The organism is Mesorhizobium sp. WSM4976, from assembly GCF_029625685.1.
In the GTDB taxonomy this organism is placed as follows: Bacteria; Pseudomonadota; Alphaproteobacteria; order Rhizobiales; family Rhizobiaceae; genus Mesorhizobium.
Map to the genome: position 1 here is coordinate 122985 of NZ_JARTVT010000021.1, position 14928 is coordinate 137912.

Sequence of the window (14928 nt, forward strand, 5' to 3'; positions counted from 1 at the left end):
CACAAGGCCCCGATGACCAGGGAGGACAAGCGAGACGATGTCGGTCGGAATCCGTCACGACGATTTGCGCCGGCGCAACCGCGCCATGGTGATTTCGGCCGTGCGTCGCGCCGGCCAGCCATCGCGGACCGAAATTGCCGCCACCACCGGTCTCAGCCACTCGACCATTTCGGCGATCTCCGCCGACCTGATCCAGGAGGGCATTCTCACCGAGAGCAAGGCCAGCGAACCGACGGCGTTGAAACGCGGCCGGCCGCAGATCGGCCTGGCGCTGAATCCTGAAGCCGCCGCGGTGCTGACCGTGGTGCTGTCGCTGAACTTCCTGTCGGTCGCCGTCATTGACTATGCCGGCCAGGTGATCGCCGAGGAGCAGCGGCGCCTGGACACGCTTGTCATGCCGCGCGACGAGCTGATCGGCGAGTGCCTGGCGATCGTCCGGCGCCGCCTGCAGGATCCCGACCTCGACGTGAGCAGTGTCGCCCGCATCGCAATGGGCATTCAAGGCATCACCGATTCCCACTCGCGCGCCATGCTGTGGTCGCCGATCACGCCACTGACCGACATTCCGTTCGCCGACATCCTGGAGAGGGAATTCGGCATCCCCGCCACCATGGAGAACGACTGCAACATGATGGCGGTGGCACTGCGATGGCGCGCTCCCGAGCGCTATCGCGACAATTTCATCGCCATCCTGCTCTCGCACGGCATCGGCATGGGCCTTGTGCTGAAGGGCGAATTGTTCACCGGCACGCATTCTTCCGGCGGCGAGTTCGGCCACATGATACATCGTCCGGGCGGCGCGCTTTGCCGCTGCGGGCGCCGCGGCTGCGTCGAGGCCTATGCCGGCAATTACGCGATCTGGCGCAGCGCCATGGGGATAAGCGAGGACGCCGCGCCAATCGACATCGGCGACGCCGACATGCGCGCGCTGGCTGCAAAGGCCCGGCAGGAGGACGGCCCCGAGCGGGAGGCTTATCGCCGGGCCGGCGAGGCGCTGGGCTTCGGTTTGGGCAGCCTGTTCGCCCTTATCGACCCTGCGCCTGTCGCTATGGTCGGCGTCAGCGCGGCCGCCTTCGACCTTATCGAGCCGGCGCTGAGGGAGGCGATCGCCCGGACCGCCGGCGGCCAGCACTCGAGCTCGATCTCCTTCGACACCGAGCCGAACGAGCTGCCGCTGATCCGCGAAGGCTGCGCCATGCGCGCGTTGACCTTCGTCGACCAGGAGATTTTCGCGCCGGGCGTCCAGGCGAGAACTGACGCGGCGGGGAAGAACGTGGCCTGAGCGCGTTTCCGATTCGCCGGAGATCAGCGAAGGCCTTTGAGCTTCGTCATTTCGGAGCGAAGCAGGAGCGAAGCTCCGTCGCGGAGACCCTGGAATCCGTGCCGTTACCTTGATCGTAGGGCGCAGCGGCGAAAAATCCGGACCGTCGCAACGCTTCGAGCCGCAGCATGGATCCGCGGGTCTGCGCCGAGTCGCTGCGCTCCTTGCTCCGCCCGTTGGTTGACGACGCACAAGCGTCTCGGCTACCCACCAGCGTGGATGCTGGAAGTGCCTGCCCCGTCACCACTTTGGCACCGTATCCTACTCCTCGCGGATGGCGTAACCCGCCCCGCGAATGGTGCGGATGACGTCCGGCATGCGGCCGTTGTTGACGGCCTTGCGCAGGCGGCCGACATGGACGTCCACCGTACGCTCGTCGATATAGATCGTCTCGCCCCAGACATTGTCGAGCAGTTGGCTGCGCGAGAACACGCGGCCGGGATGCCGCATCATGAATTCGAGCAGGCGGAACTCGGTCGGGCCGAGCCTGATCTCGCTCTTCTTGCGGTAGACGCGATGCGATTCGCGGTCGAGCACGATGTCGCCGACCTTGAGCACGCTGGACAGCACCTCAGGCTTGGCGCGGCGCAGCAGCGCCTTGACGCGCGCCATGAACTCCGGCGTCGAGAACGGCTTGACCAGATAGTCGTCGGCGCCGGTGGACAAACCTCGAACCCGATCGCTTTCTTCACCGCGCGCTGTCAGCATGATGATCGGCAGCCGCTCGGTTTCGGGCCGCATCCTGAGACGCCGGCAGAGCTCGATGCCTGAGACCGCCGGCACCATCCAGTCGAGCACGAGCAGGTCGGGAACGTTTTCCTGAAGGCGGATTTCGGCCTCGTCGCCGCGGGTCACCACTTCCACCTGGTAACCCTCGGATTCGAGATTGTAGCGGAGCAGCACCCCCAGCGGCTCCTCGTCCTCCACCACCATGATGCGTGGCGCGATCATCGGGGTAACCTTTTCCCTCAGGCGGCCGGCGCCGACATTGCCGTCTCGTCCTGCTTCGGACGGTTGGCGGGCAATTGCGTGCCGGTCAGCACATAATAGGCGTTCTCGGCGATGTTGGTCACATGGTCGCCGATGCGTTCGAGATTCTTGGCGCAGAATAGAAGATGCGTGCAAGGGGTGATGTTGCGCGGGTCTTCCATCATGTAGGTCAACAGCTCGCGGAACACCGAGGTGTATTTGACGTCGATGCGTTCGTCATCGTTGCGAAGCTTGGCCAGCGCCGCGGCATCGCCCACCGTATATTCCTGGATCACGCCCTGGACCTGGATCAGCACCAGCTGCGCCATGGAATCGATCGAATGCGTGAGGTCGCGCGGGGCGGTGCTGACGCCGACCGACCCGACGCGCTTGGCGATGTTCTTGGCGAGATCGCCGATGCGTTCGAGGTCGCCCGCCATGCGGATCGAGCCGACCACGTGGCGAAGATCGTCCGCCATCGGTTGGCGCTTGGCGATCAGCGTGATGGCGCGGTCGTCAAGCTCGCGCTGACGCGCATCCATGATGGCATCGTCGGAGACGACGCGCTGCGCCAGCGCATTGTCGCTTTCGAGCAGGGCCCTGGTCGAGCCGCCGACCATGGAGCCGGCGAGATCGCCCATGTCGGTGATGAGCCGGCTGATCTGCCTCAGATCCTCGTCGAAGGAGGCGACGGTATGTTCGGCCATGATTTTGTCCTCGTATGAACTCAGCCGAAGCGGCCGGTGATGTAGTCCTGGGTGCGCTTCTCGCGGGGCGAGGTGAAGATCTTCTCGGTCCGGTCGAATTCCACCAGCTCGCCCAGATACATGAACGCCGTCTGCCGTGACACGCGCGCCGCCTGCTGCATGTTGTGGGTGACGATGACGATCGTGTAGTCGGCCTGCAATTCGTCGATCAGTTCCTCGATCTTGGCGGTCGAGAGCGGATCGAGCGCCGAAGCCGGTTCGTCGAGCAGGATGACCTCCGGCTTCACCGCCACGGTGCGGGCGATGCAAAGGCGCTGCTGCTGGCCGCCGGAGAGGCTCTGGCCGCTGGCGTTGAGCTTGTCCTTGACCTCGTTCCACAGCGCCGCGCGCTTCAGCGCCGACTCGACGCGGCTGTCCATCTCGGCCTTGCTGATCTTCTCATAGAGCCTGACGCCGAAGGCGATGTTCTCGTAGATCGACATCGGGAACGGCGTCGGCTTCTGGAACACCATGCCGATCTTGGTCCTGAGCAGGTTGAGGTCCTGCGAGCGGTCGAGGATGTTCTTGCCGTCAAGCAGCACCTGACCCTCGGCGCTCTGCTTCGGATAGAGCTCGTAGATGCGGTTCAAGACGCGCAGCAGCGTCGACTTCCCGCAGCCCGACGGGCCAATGAAGGCGGTCACGCTGCGCTCGGGCAGGGACAAGTTGATGTCCTTCAGCGCCTTCGACTGGCCATAGTAGAAGTTGAGGTTCTTGATCTCGATCTTGGCCTTCTCGACGGTCGTGTCGGCTACGTTCAGGTCGGTGGACAACATCGGTTTCATCTGTCCTCTCTGCGTCCGGTTAGGCTGCGGGCGATGATGCTCAGCCCGAGAACCGTCAGGGTGATTATGAGTGCGCCCGTCCAGGCAAGTTGCTGCCATTCCTCGTAGGGGCTGAGAGCAAACTGGAAGATGGTCACCGGCAGGCTGGCCATCGGGGCATTGAGATTGCTCGACCAGAACTGGTTGTTGAGCGCGGTGAAGAGTAGCGGCGCCGTCTCGCCGGAGATACGGGCGATCGCCAGCAATATGCCGGTCACGATGCCGGACAGTGCCGCGCGGTAGGCGACGGAGCGGATCACCACCCAGCGAGGCGCGCCGATGGCGGTGCCCGCCTCGCGCAGCGCGTTGGGCACGAGGTTCAGCATGTCCTCGGTGGTTCGCACCACGACCGGGATCACCAGGATGGACAGGGCGACGGCGCCGGCAATGGCCGAGAAGTGCCCCATCGGCCGCACCATCAGCTCATAGACGAACAGGCCGACGATGATCGAGGGGGCCGACAAGAGGATGTCGTTGATGAAACGCACTACCGTGGTGAGCTTCGAGAAACGGCCATACTCGGCCATGTAGGTGCCCGCCAGCACGCCGATCGGCGTGCCGACGACGATGCCGATGATGGTCATCACGATGCTGCCGTAGATGGCGTTGAGCAGGCCGCCGGCATCGCCGGGCGGCGGCGTCATCTGCGTGAACACGGCGAGCGACACCCCGGAGAGCCCTTTGTAGAGCAGGGCGCCAAGGATCAGCGCCAGCCAGGCGAGGCCGATGCCGGCGGCGATGACGCACAGCGCCATCATCACGGCGTTCTTGCGCTTGCGGCTTTGGTGGAGCGATTGGGCAGTCGACATCGGTCAGGCTCCCGTGCGGCTATCGATGCGCAGCAGCATGTAGCGTGCGAGCGCCAGGATGATGAATGTTATGATGAACAGGATCAGGCCGAGGGCCACCAGCGAGGACGTGTAGATCGCGCCATCGGCCTCGGTGAACTCGTTGGCAATCGTCGCCGAGATCGTCGTGCCCGGCGCGAACAGCGAGGCGCTGATGCGATGCGCGTTGCCGATGACGAAGGTCACGGCCATTGTCTCGCCGAGCGCACGGCCGAGGCCGAGCATGACGCCGCCCATGATGCCGACGCGGGTGTAGGGAATGGTCACGCGCCGCGTCACCTCCCAGGTCGTGCAGCCGATGCCGTACGCCGATTCCTTCAGCACCGCCGGCACCGTGTCGAACACGTCCTTGGTGATCGAGGTGATGAAGGGCAGCACCATGATGGCCAGGATCAGCGAGGAGGTCAGCAGGCCGATGCCGTAGGGCGGCCCCGCAAACAGGCTGTTGAGGCCGGGGATGCCTTTGAAGAGCCAGATGATGAAGGGCTGGATCGTCGTTTGCAGGAACGGCGCGAAGACGAACAGGCCCCAGATGCCGTAGATGATCGAGGGAATGCCGGCCAAAAGCTCGACGGCGATGCCGATCGGGCGCCGCAGCGGGCGGGGGCAAAGCTCAGTCAGGAAGACGGCGATGCCGATGCCGATCGGCACGGCGATGATGATGGCGATGGCCGAGGTGACGATGGTGCCGTAGATGGGCGCCAGCGCGCCGAAATTCTCGGTCACCGGGTTCCAGGATCCGGTCGTCAGGAAGGATATTCCGAATTTCGACAGTGCTTCCCACGATCCGGCGATCAGCGAGATGGCGACCCCGCCGAGCAGAACCAGCACGAGGATGGCGGAAGCGCGCGTGGCCGCCCGGAAGACCATGTCGGTGAAGGCAAAGCGGCGCACCGTCGCTTCTCTGGTCCGCATGGCGGGCGATGTCGCGGCTTGGGAAACGGCACTCATTCGGCCCCTCGCATTTCGAAAGAGACAGGAGGGCGCCAAAGACGCCCTCCTTATTCGCTAAGAATTACATGCCGGAGTAGAGCGGCTTGCCGTTCGCGTCGACGATATCCTTGCTCCACATCTCCTCGACGCTCTTCACGACAGCGTCGGGCATCGGAACGTAGTCCAGGCTGGCGGCCAGTTCGTCGCCCTTGGCGTAGGACCAGGCGAAGAACTTGAGCGCCTCGCCGGTGGCAGCGGCATCGTCGGGCTTCTTGTAGACGAGGATCCAGGTGGCCGACGTCATCGGCCAGGTTTCGGCGCCGGCCTGGTTGGCCAGGATGACGCCATAGCCCGGCTGCGAGCTCCAGTCGGCATTGGCCGCGGCGGCCGAGAACGCCGCCGCCGTCGGCTCGACCTTCTTGCCGTCCTTGTTGATCAGGTCGGTGTAGGTGAGCTTGTTCTGCTTGGCATAGGCATATTCGACATAGCCGATCGCGCCACCGGTCTGCGAGACGTTGTTGGCGACGCCCTCATTGCCCTTGGCGCCGATGCCCACCGGCCACTCCAGCGCGGTGTTGACGCCGACCTTCGACTTCCAGTCGGCGCTGACGTCGGCCAGATAGTAGCTGAAGTTGAACGTGGTGCCCGAGCCGTCCGAACGGTGGACGACCGCGATCGCCTGGTCGGGCAGCTTGACGTCGGGGTTGAGCTTCTTGATCGCCTCGTCGTTCCAGTTGGTGATCTTGCCGGCGAAGATGTCGGCCAGCGTCGGGCCGTCGAGCACCAGTTCGCCCGGCTTGACGCCTTCGAGGTTGACGACCGGAACGATGCCGCCCATCACCATCGGGAACTGTGCGAGCCCGGTCGACTTGAGATCGTCGCCCTTCAGCGGCGCGTCGGAAGCGCCGAAGGTCACTGTCTTGGCCTTGATCTGCTTGATGCCGCCGCCGGAGCCGATCGACTGGTAGTTGAGACCGATGCCGGTCTCCTTCTTGTAGGCGTCGGCCCACTTCGCGTAGATCGGATAGGGGAAGGTGGCGCCGGCGCCGGAGATATCCGCTGCCATAGCGGCGGAGATGCTAAGGGTTGATGCCGCAGCCATTGCAATCGCAACGGCCGCCGAGCGGATGAAATGTCTCATGTGGCCTGCTCCTGTTCGGAAGATGGTCTTTCGGCACCCGTTCTATCGGCGCCCGATGAGCGCAATAGCCTTCGATTATTACAGTCGCATGACAGTTTCGTGTCAGCCCGGTAACGCCTGAACGGGGATGCTCGGAGGGGTCTTCGGCGGTCTCTGCGGGCCGGCCGGAGTTTGCCGCGGGAATCAGCGACTTGCCTGGCTTGTGAAACAAAATTATCCCGGCGGCCGGATCACGGCCGCCGGGAAATAAAATCCGGACGAGAGCGCGTTGCCTGGATGCCAGAGCGGATCATGGCATGGCCGTCGCCGAAAACAGGTCCGTTGGGGTAGAGTCGACGCTGTTCCTTGTTGGCGGTCGCTGCCCCCGCCCGTAACTGGAGAGCGGAATCAACGCAGCTATTGTCCTGGCTTGGCACATGCTTTGATATGGTGCGATCGCACCATACGCATACGTCAATTTCCTTTGGGAGTGCCGCCGGCCCGTCTTAAATTTTGCCCGCGTTGCGCCGGACCTCCGCTTCGGCGTCCAGCCAGCGCTCAAGCTTTTCGAGCAGCGCCCGCGGGCTGATCGGCTTCGGCAGGTAATCGTCCATGCCGGCCTCGAGGCAGCGTTCGCGATCGCCCTTCAGCGCATGCGCCGTCACGCCCACGATCGGCACATGCGTGCCCGTGTCCTCCTCGAGCTTCCGAATGGCGCCTGTCGCCTCCAGTCCGTTCATTTCCGGCATCGACACGTCCATCAGGATCATGCGCGGATTGAGCTTGCCGAAAGCATCGAGCGCCTTGCGGCCATTGCCGACGATCTCGAAGCGGTAGCCGGTCTCGCCAAGGATCTGGGTGAACACCATCTGGTTCACCTCATTGTCCTCGGCGACGAGGACGTCGAGCCCGCCCTCGGGTTCGGCCGGGCGTGGGCGCGCACGCACGGGCGGCGGCTGCAGCATGGCGCGGTCCGACATCGCCGTCTGCGCCGGCGCAGCTTGCGATGGGGTGCCGCCAACGGCGGATTGCACCGCGGCACTGCTGTGGCGATGGCGCTGGATGGTTGCGACCAGCGTTTCCAGAAGGATGGAGGAACGTGCCGGCTTGATCAGCTGCGCATCGATGCCGAGGTCGCGATAGGCGGTGTTGGCAAGCGACTGGTCGACCGAGGTCAGCATGATGATGGGCGTGTGCGCCAGACCCGCCGTATCACGCACGATGCGCGCCATCTCGGCGCCGGTCATGCCGGGCATCTGGTAGTCGAGCACGACGCAATCGACCGGCACGCCGTAGGCGGCGGCGGCAACGAGCACCTTCAACCCCTCGGCGCCGCTTTCGGCCGCGCAGGAATCGAACATCCACGATGCCATCTGCTCGCTCAGGATCGAGCGGTTGACGGCGTTGTCGTCAACGATGAGCACGCGCGCGCCAGTGACGTCGACCGGCGTGATGCGCTGTGCGCCCTGCTCGGCCCTGGGCAGCGTGATGGTGAACCAGAAGGTCGAACCCTTGCCTTCCGCGCTGTCGACGCCGATCTCGCCGCCCATCATCTCGACCAGCCGCGACGTGATGGCGAGGCCGAGGCCGGTGCCTTCATGTCTCCTGGTCGACGAGGTATCGACCTGGCTGAACTTCTCGAACACCAGCTTCAGCTTGTCCTCGGGAATGCCGATGCCGGTATCCGTCACGGAAATGGTCAGCTTCGTCCCCGCGGGAACCCGCTCGCCCGTCACGTCGACCAGAACATGGCCCTCGTCGGTGAACTTCACCGCGTTGCCGAGCAGGTTGGTGACGATCTGCCGGATGCGCCCGACATCGCCGACGAACTGGCCGTCGAGGCCCGGCTGGACACGCGCGATGAGCTCGAGGTCCTTCTCCTTGGCGCGCGTCGAGACCAGCGTCGCCACATCCTCGATCGCCTCGGCCAGATTGAACGGCGCCGGGTCGAGCACCAGCTGGCCGGCGTCGATCTTGGAGAAGTCGAGGATGTCGTTGATGATGGTGAGCAGCGCGTTGCCGGATTTGACGATTATGTCGGTGAAGGTCTTCTGTTTCGGATCGAGGTCCGACTTTGCCAGCAGTTCCGCCATTCCAAGAACCCCGTTCATCGGCGTGCGGATCTCGTGGCTCATATTGGCGAGGAATTCCGACTTGGCCCGGTCGGCGAGCACAGCACGTTGCCGCGCTTCGCTGAGTTCGGCCTCGCGCTGCTTGAGCTCTGTGATGTCGGTGGTGGAGCCGATGAGGTAGAGCGAGCCGTCCGAGGCGATCATCGCGCCCTTGCGCGCGAACTGGTGCCTGACGCTGCCGTCCGGCAGCGTCACCGTCTCCTCGATCTCCTGCGTCTCGCCGGTGCGCAGCACGGCAAGGTCTCCGGCGACGAAAGCTTCGCCGTCGGCGCCGAATATCTCGACGTCGGTCTTGCCGATCGCTTCTTCCGGGCTGAAGCCGGTGAGATCGCACCAGCCCTTGTTTACATAGAATTGCCTGAGGTCCGAACGCTTGGCGTAGATCGACACCGGCACGTTGTCGATGAGGCTGCGGAACACCTCGTTCTCGCTCATGCTCTGCCGAAGCGCCTGCTCGCGCGCCTTGACGTCGGTGATGTCGGTGCTGGAGCCGACCAGATGCACCGACCCGTCAATGGCCACCAGCCGGCTCTTGCGCGTCATCAGCTGCCGCACCGTGCCGTCGCGATGGGTGACGGCCTCCTCGACCTCGCGTCCCGCGCCGGTTGCCACGACTTCGGTGTCGTCGCTGCTGAAGCCGTCGGCTTCTTCCGACGCGAAAAGCTCACGATCCGTCTTGCCGAGCACCTCGTCCTTTTCGAATCCGGTCAGCGCGCACCAGGCCTTGTTGACGAATTCCATGCTGAGATCGTCGGCCTTGATGAAGGCGGCCACAGGCAGCTCATCCATCACGTGCCGGTAGAGGTCGATCTGGCGCATGGAGTCGCGCAGCGCCTTCTCGCGGACCTTTATGTCGGTGATATCGACGCGCACGCCAATGAACGTCCCGTCATCGGTGCGCATGTCATAGACCTGGTACCAGCGCCCGTCGGCGTTGAGCCGCTCGTAGGCGGAGTTTGGCAAACGGTACCGCTTGAGCATGGCGTCAAGCCAGCGCTCGGTGTCGACGCCGTACAGACCGTCGATTTCTGTGTCGCCGCTCGAGCGGAAATAGCCGACCGAATGGCCGAGAGCCAACGCCTCGCGGAATGTGCGGCCCGGCTGCCAGGCCGGCTTCAGCCCCGGCAGCGTGTCCTGCAGCTTGCGGTTGGCGAAGACGAAGCGATCGTCGCGATCATAGATGATGACGCCGGCGGGCAGCGACTCCAGCACGGTGACGAGATTCCTGCGAGCGTCCTCGGCCTCGGTCTCGCGCTGCTTCATGTCGGTGATGTCGACATAGGAGATCAGCCGCTTGCCGCCCGGAAGCGGCGCCAGCGAGGCGATCAGCGTGCAGCCGTCCTTGCGTGGCAGCTGCCTGGAGCCCGCGGCGCCGGCGCGGATTTCGGCCTCGCGTTCAGCGACGTGGCTCTGCCATGCCTGCTCCTCGGCGCCGAACGGATCGGCGTCACGGCTGGCTTCCATGAGGTCGCGAAAAGAGATGCCGGCCGGAGCGCGCCGCGGATCGATCTTCCAGAAGTCGTAGAAGGCCCGGTTGATCACCTCGACGCGCAATTCGGCGTCGACAACGATGACGCCGATCGGCATCGAATCGACCATCAGGCTGAGATTGCTGAACGTCTCGGCAGTCCTGGCATTGGCTCTTTCGATCTCGGCGTCTCGGCGCTTGACGTCGGTGACGTCATAGTAGGTCAACAGGCGCTTGCCGCCGGACAACGCCGTCACCGAGAATATCATCGTGCGGCCGTCGGCATGGACGAGCTCGCGCGGCGCAACGGAACCGGCACGAATATCCGCGATTCGGCTGGCAAGATAGCGCTGCCACTCCTGTTCGTCGATCTCGCCATAGATGCCGTTGCGGCGATTGAGATCCATCAGGCGGCTGAATGGCGCCCCGACAGTCACCGCCCCCTCGGGGATCCTGGACAACTCCCGGTAGGCTTGATTGATGATCAGCGTGTCGAGCCGGGCGTCCAGAAGCACGACGCCCATCCGCATGGCGTCCATCGTGCGCTCGAGGTCGGCAAGATGCTGTTCGCCGCCTTCGCCGGCGGGCGTGTCGTCGTCATTTCCCGTCGTTGCGTCGAACGGGTCGCGCATGCCGCCTGTCCCACTCGTCTTGCCCACGTCCGACATGCTGTGCGACCCCCAGCCGAACCCCGCTTCCCGGTTCGTCGGCGGAATTTGCCCGACAAGCATTAACGATCCGCTAACCATAATGAAACGCAACCACCTGCCGTTCGATGCAGTTGAGAAAACCAGCATCGTGGCGCCGGTTGCGGTAATCCGCCTGTTGGCGATTGAGGCAACGACACAATATAAGGCACCTGAGGTATTGCTAATGTTCAATCGAATCACCGCTTTCGTCCTGTGCTCCGCGCTGCTTGCAGCAGGCGCCTGCACACGAAGCGACGACGGCACGGTGATCGTTCCCAGCCGGATGGATGTCAGGCGCGTCTGGGACAAGGCGCCGCCGGGAACGACGGCCTCGAGGCAGGTCGTGTCGGATGTGTTTCCTCCGCCGCCAAGCGCGCCGGCCATCCTGCCGTCGAGCCCCGCTGTCCGGCGCCATTCCGGACCCGCTTCGAAGAAGCCGTCCTTTGGCCAGCATCCGCCTGTCCCGGCATCCGGCGAGCAGAGCCCCCTCACCTGCAGGAACGTCGGCGAGGACGGCAAGCGCTATCGCGTCATCTGCCAATAGCGTTCCTTCCGTGGACCCAGTGCCGGCCGGACAGCGCCGAACAAGAGCCGGCCTGAAAACCGAGCCGCCGACGCGATCACGGATTGCTGATGAAACCTTTGAGGGTGGTGGACGTTTCCTGGCACTGACGTGATCCGCGCTGCACCCAGGAGACTGAAGATGTCCATTCACTTCACCGTCTCTGGCCTGACCAGGAACCTGATCCATTCGCTTGGGTTGGATCATGAGCAGGCGCCGAGGCCCCTTACCCCGGAACAGAAGCTTCTGCTGGATTGTTACCTGGCCGGGCAGATCCCGGATTCGGCCTGGAGCGACTATGTCTTCGAGATGCCGGAGTTGGAAAAACACGCCCAAGCCAGGCGTTCCGGGTCGGGCGTTCGCGGCCTGACCTGAAAACGGTGAGCCTGCCGCTTATTTCTTCGGCGAATTGAACTGCAGCGTGAAGACATTGCCGGCGATGCCTTGCGCCAGCGCCGGCGAAAAGCTGAGCGGCAGGCAATCATTCAGCGCCTTTATCGCCGCGTCAACATAGGCCTGGCGCGCCTTGTCGCCGCCGACGATATGAATGGCCGTCGTTTTGGGCGGCCCGATCAGCGTGCCGTCGCGCTTGAAGCTGAAGCTGAGCGTGACCGAGGAATTCTCGGACTTGGCCGGCGGCGTCCAGCAGGCCTGCATGGCCGCCGCCGGCCTCGTTCATGCTGTTGAGGGGCGCTGCCAAGGAGGGAAAGGGCGCGACCAGCACCGCGCCCGTGATCGTCAAGAACCTTGCCATCTTCATCGCTGATCTCGTCGCCATCGCACGGCCGCCCGGGGGTATGGTACGATCCATGACGAGGATGACAATAGGATTTCAGCGTGCACGCCGGCGCCGCAATCATACTGTCGTGATTGCGGCGCGATGGCCCGCGAGAAAAGCAAAAGGCCGGCACGGAGCCGACCTTTCCCTTGCCTCGTCATGGCGCCAGTACATCCGTGGTCGCAGCGAGGCCTAAACCCAGTAGACAGGTCCTAGGTGAACGAAATCTTAACGCCGAGCGACCGCTACGCCCTGGCCTGCGATTTCACATGTGCGATGTAGCCGCGCACGTCACCGGCTGGCTCGGCGTAAGCTTTGCCGAGTTTCTTCTCCAGCGCCGCCATGTACTCTTTCGCCCATTCGGGCAGCGCGTAGTCGATGACCGCCAGGAATTCGAGCGTTGCCGCCAGCCTTATGTCGGCAATCGATGGGTTGTTGCCGCCGATGAACGGTTTGCCGTTACGGAAGAAAGAGTGAAACACCTCGAGCGGCTCGGCGATCGCGGCCATCGCCGCCTTCTGCGCCTCCGATTTCTTATCGGGATGGGCGTCGCTGTGGCCGACCTCGCCGGCATAATGCGGAAAGCCGAGCGCCGGATAGGTCGCGCGCGCGACATAAGGATAAAGGGTCCCGACCAGATAGAACATCGCGCTGTCGATCATGGCTCGCTTCGCCGGCGCCTTGGGATAGAACTTCTCCAGCCCGTGCTTGTTGGCGAGATACTGCATGATGGCGCAGCTTTCCCACAGCACGCCGCGCGGCAGGCCCTTGTCCTCGATCATCGGCGTCAGATGCGCCGGATTGCGCGCCAGGAACTCAGGCGAGCGCGTATGGCCCCAGGCGTCGGTCTCCGCCGGATCGAGCCCGGCCGCGCGCGCGAAAACCCTGACTGTCATGTTGTTGACGCTCGGCCTCAGCATGCTGAGTTTTATGCCGGGCTTCTTGGCCGGCTTTGCTTTTGCCTTTGCGGTCGTCTTGGGCGCGGCTTTGGTCGTCACTTTTGGTGCGGCTTTTGCCGCCACCTTGGCGGCCGTCTTCGCCGCTGCTTTCGGCGCGGCCTTGGCCGCGGGTTTCCTTGCGCTCTTCGTTGCTGCCTTTGCCATCTCGGTCCTCCCTTTGACCAGGTTAATAGGGGTTTTTCGGCGCCCTGTTTTCGGACAGGGTTTTACGCGACCGCTCGACCAGCGCCTGGATGGCGTCGGCCAGATGGAGTTCGGCGATATTGTAGTCGCCGCGCGCCACGCGGATCTTGTGCGCCTCCATCAGCACGTCTGAATGGGTGATGCCGGCCGGCGGCTCGAAACGGTAGGACGCAAGCTCGATCAGCAGTCCAAGCGGATCCTCGAAATAGATCGAATCCATGAAGCCGCGATCCTTGACGCCACTGTGCTTGATGCCGCGCTCGTCGAGCCGCGCGACCGCCTGCAGGAAAGTGACCCGCGACACCGAAAAGGCAATGTGATGGACGCAACCGGTATCGGTCGGCGTCCGCCGCTTGACTGGGGTCCGGCTCTCGTCGGTGAAGACCGTGATCAGGCGCCCGTCACCCGGATCGAAATAAAGGTGGCTTTCGCTGGCCTTGTCGAGATTGGGCTGCTCGAAAATGAAGGGCATGCCAAGCACGCCTTCCCAGAAGTCGATCGAGGTCTGGCGTCCGGCGCCGACCAGAGTGATGTGATGAACGCCTTGCGACTGCAGCTTCCGCATTGGATCCTCCCCGCCTGCATTTGAGCCGGCTGACGTTTTCTCGGATGCCTCGACGCTCGGCACCGGGACCGCCGCTTGTTCTTCCTGCCCCCACGTCCGCGTCTTGTCGATCGCGGCCGCAGCGCAGATGAGGAGATGCTAATCCAATCCGGGACGTTGCACCAGAAGCGGCGGCAACTGGAGCCGGTGCCGCATCGAGGCATGGATCTGCGTCGCAGAATGGCGGCTTCCGAAATGGAACCCATTGGCTCGCCGGACCGTTTTGAGCCGATGGCATTGGCTGACGACATTCGGATGGCGGAACGCCACGTCCTGCAAGCGGAGCGGCACATCAAGTGCCAGCGCGCGCGAATTGCCGCGCTGAAGCGCCGCCGGCTGCCGCGAGGCAAGGCGACCACCTTTTTGCAGTTGCTTGAAGATGCGCAATCGATGCACCTCCAGCACTTATCGAGGTTGTTGGAGCATGCATCGCGCGAAAGAACCGAAGCCGGTCTAGCTGCCGCCGTCGCCCTTGCTGCCTTATGACCAGCCTGATGGAGTCTTTTCGAAAGTCGGCTTTTTTTGGAAACTTGGTACGCCCAAGGGGAATCGAACCCCTGTTCCCGCCGTGAGAGGGCGGTGTCCTGACCGCTAGACGATGGGCGCGCTCAAGAACCGGCTACATAGGCTGGCGGCCGCGAAAAAGCAACTGGGGTTTAACAGGCTGCGGAAAAACCGGAGCGGTGAGGCCGTTTCGCGTTTGGTTGATGCGAGATCGGCTTATGCGAGGGTCATTTTAGCGGCTGTTTCGGCCGGTTTTGCCGCGATCGGCCGGTGTGAGGTGGATTGCGG

15 protein-coding genes and 1 tRNA gene are annotated in these 14928 nt (G+C 63.8%); 5 read left to right on the top strand and 11 right to left on the bottom strand.

The features are described from left to right. Window positions 1-37: 37 nt before the first annotated feature. Entirely contained in the window at window positions 38-1282 is a 1245-nt protein-coding gene (locus P9272_RS24585; protein WP_128258855.1) for an ROK family protein, read from the top strand. Window positions 1283-1582: 300 nt separating this feature from the next. Here the strand turns inward: P9272_RS24585 and phoB are convergent, their stop codons facing one another. The 7 genes from phoB to P9272_RS24620 form a co-directional block, all read right to left on the bottom strand. Next, window positions 1583-2272 (bottom strand): phosphate regulon transcriptional regulator PhoB, encoded by a 690-nt coding sequence (gene phoB / locus P9272_RS24590; protein WP_128258854.1) that lies wholly within the window; start codon window positions 2270-2272, stop codon window positions 1583-1585. 17 nt (window positions 2273-2289) lie between these two features. Further along, complete coding sequence (gene phoU / locus P9272_RS24595; RefSeq protein ID WP_278162533.1) at window positions 2290-2997, bottom strand: phosphate signaling complex protein PhoU; 708 nt, start codon at window positions 2995-2997, stop codon at window positions 2290-2292. A gap of 20 nt (window positions 2998-3017) precedes the next feature. Then, complete coding sequence (gene pstB / locus P9272_RS24600; protein WP_128258852.1) at window positions 3018-3821, bottom strand: phosphate ABC transporter ATP-binding protein PstB; 804 nt, start codon at window positions 3819-3821, stop codon at window positions 3018-3020. Further along, on the bottom strand, window positions 3818-4669 hold the full coding sequence (gene pstA / locus P9272_RS24605) for a phosphate ABC transporter permease PstA (protein ID WP_127884678.1): 852 nt from the start codon (window positions 4667-4669) through the stop codon (window positions 3818-3820). The genes pstB and pstA overlap by 4 nt, the downstream gene beginning before the upstream one ends. 3 nt (window positions 4670-4672) lie before the next feature. After that, window positions 4673-5659, bottom strand: a complete 987-nt coding sequence (pstC, locus tag P9272_RS24610) for a phosphate ABC transporter permease subunit PstC (protein WP_278162534.1) — start codon at window positions 5657-5659, stop codon at window positions 4673-4675. Window positions 5660-5723: 64 nt separating this feature from the next. Further along, the gene (gene pstS, locus P9272_RS24615; RefSeq protein WP_278162535.1) at window positions 5724-6782 is read right to left on the bottom strand and encodes a phosphate ABC transporter substrate-binding protein PstS; all 1059 of its coding nucleotides are present in this window, start codon (window positions 6780-6782) and stop codon (window positions 5724-5726) included. A gap of 485 nt (window positions 6783-7267) precedes the next feature. Continuing rightward, complete coding sequence (locus P9272_RS24620; RefSeq protein WP_278162536.1) at window positions 7268-10993, bottom strand: PAS-domain containing protein; 3726 nt, start codon at window positions 10991-10993, stop codon at window positions 7268-7270. Between the two features lie 241 nt (window positions 10994-11234). Between P9272_RS24620 and P9272_RS24625 the strand changes: the two genes are divergently transcribed. Both P9272_RS24625 and P9272_RS24630 read left to right on the top strand, forming a co-directional pair. After that, complete coding sequence (locus tag P9272_RS24625; RefSeq protein WP_278162537.1) at window positions 11235-11594, top strand: hypothetical protein; 360 nt, start codon at window positions 11235-11237, stop codon at window positions 11592-11594. 159 nt (window positions 11595-11753) lie between these two features. Continuing rightward, window positions 11754-11987 carry a hypothetical protein gene (locus P9272_RS24630; RefSeq protein WP_128258848.1) on the top strand — a complete coding sequence of 78 codons (234 nt, stop codon included), beginning with the start codon at window positions 11754-11756 and terminating at the stop codon, window positions 11985-11987. Window positions 11988-12005: 18 nt separating this feature from the next. Here the strand turns inward: P9272_RS24630 and P9272_RS24635 are convergent, their stop codons facing one another. The 3 genes from P9272_RS24635 to P9272_RS24645 form a co-directional block, all read right to left on the bottom strand. Beyond that, the gene (locus P9272_RS24635; protein ID WP_347404065.1) at window positions 12006-12269 is read right to left on the bottom strand and encodes a hypothetical protein; all 264 of its coding nucleotides are present in this window, start codon (window positions 12267-12269) and stop codon (window positions 12006-12008) included. A gap of 366 nt (window positions 12270-12635) precedes the next feature. Beyond that, window positions 12636-13493: a glutathione S-transferase family protein gene (locus P9272_RS24640; RefSeq protein ID WP_278162538.1), complete on the bottom strand. Its 858-nt coding sequence runs from the start codon at window positions 13491-13493 to the stop codon at window positions 12636-12638. 22 nt (window positions 13494-13515) lie between these two features. Continuing rightward, entirely contained in the window at window positions 13516-14097 is a 582-nt protein-coding gene (locus P9272_RS24645; protein WP_128258846.1) for a VOC family protein, read from the bottom strand. Window positions 14098-14172: 75 nt separating this feature from the next. Between P9272_RS24645 and P9272_RS24650 the strand changes: the two genes are divergently transcribed. Continuing rightward, a complete protein-coding gene (locus P9272_RS24650; protein WP_278162540.1) occupies window positions 14173-14622 on the top strand; it encodes a hypothetical protein in 450 nt (149 codons plus the stop codon). 45 nt (window positions 14623-14667) lie between these two features. Here P9272_RS24650 and P9272_RS24655 read toward each other — a convergent pair. Then, a tRNA-Glu gene (locus P9272_RS24655) sits at window positions 14668-14742 on the bottom strand. On the opposite strand from P9272_RS24655, the gene P9272_RS24660 reads away from it, so the two are divergent. Next, window positions 14735-14928 (top strand): hypothetical protein (locus P9272_RS24660; RefSeq protein ID WP_278162541.1); only part of this gene is annotated, 194 nt, incomplete at its 3' end. The two genes, P9272_RS24655 and P9272_RS24660, sit on opposite strands and share 8 nt — an antisense overlap.

Bases quoted from the DNA above. Each gene is read 5' to 3' on its own strand.
- pstB (WP_128258852.1), bottom strand. From the start codon at position 3,821: ATGAAACCGATGTTGTCCACCGACCTGAACGTAGCCGACACGACCGTC.
- pstS (WP_278162535.1), bottom strand. From the start codon at position 6,782: ATGAGACATTTCATCCGCTCGGCGGCCGTTGCGATTGCAATGGCTGCG.
- P9272_RS24640 (WP_278162538.1), bottom strand. From the start codon at position 13,493: ATGGCAAAGGCAGCAACGAAGAGCGCAAGGAAACCCGCGGCCAAGGCC.
- pstC (WP_278162534.1), bottom strand. From the start codon at position 5,659: ATGAGTGCCGTTTCCCAAGCCGCGACATCGCCCGCCATGCGGACCAGA.
- P9272_RS24625 (WP_278162537.1), top strand. From the start codon at position 11,235: ATGTTCAATCGAATCACCGCTTTCGTCCTGTGCTCCGCGCTGCTTGCA.
- P9272_RS24620 (WP_278162536.1), bottom strand. From the start codon at position 10,993: ATGCGCGACCCGTTCGACGCAACGACGGGAAATGACGACGACACGCCC.
- P9272_RS24635 (WP_347404065.1), bottom strand. From the start codon at position 12,269: ATGCAGGCCTGCTGGACGCCGCCGGCCAAGTCCGAGAATTCCTCGGTC.
- phoB (WP_128258854.1), bottom strand. From the start codon at position 2,272: ATGATCGCGCCACGCATCATGGTGGTGGAGGACGAGGAGCCGCTGGGG.
- pstA (WP_127884678.1), bottom strand. From the start codon at position 4,669: ATGTCGACTGCCCAATCGCTCCACCAAAGCCGCAAGCGCAAGAACGCC.
- P9272_RS24645 (WP_128258846.1), bottom strand. From the start codon at position 14,097: ATGCGGAAGCTGCAGTCGCAAGGCGTTCATCACATCACTCTGGTCGGC.
- P9272_RS24585 (WP_128258855.1), top strand. From the start codon at position 38: ATGTCGGTCGGAATCCGTCACGACGATTTGCGCCGGCGCAACCGCGCC.
- phoU (WP_278162533.1), bottom strand. From the start codon at position 2,997: ATGGCCGAACATACCGTCGCCTCCTTCGACGAGGATCTGAGGCAGATC.
- P9272_RS24630 (WP_128258848.1), top strand. From the start codon at position 11,754: ATGTCCATTCACTTCACCGTCTCTGGCCTGACCAGGAACCTGATCCAT.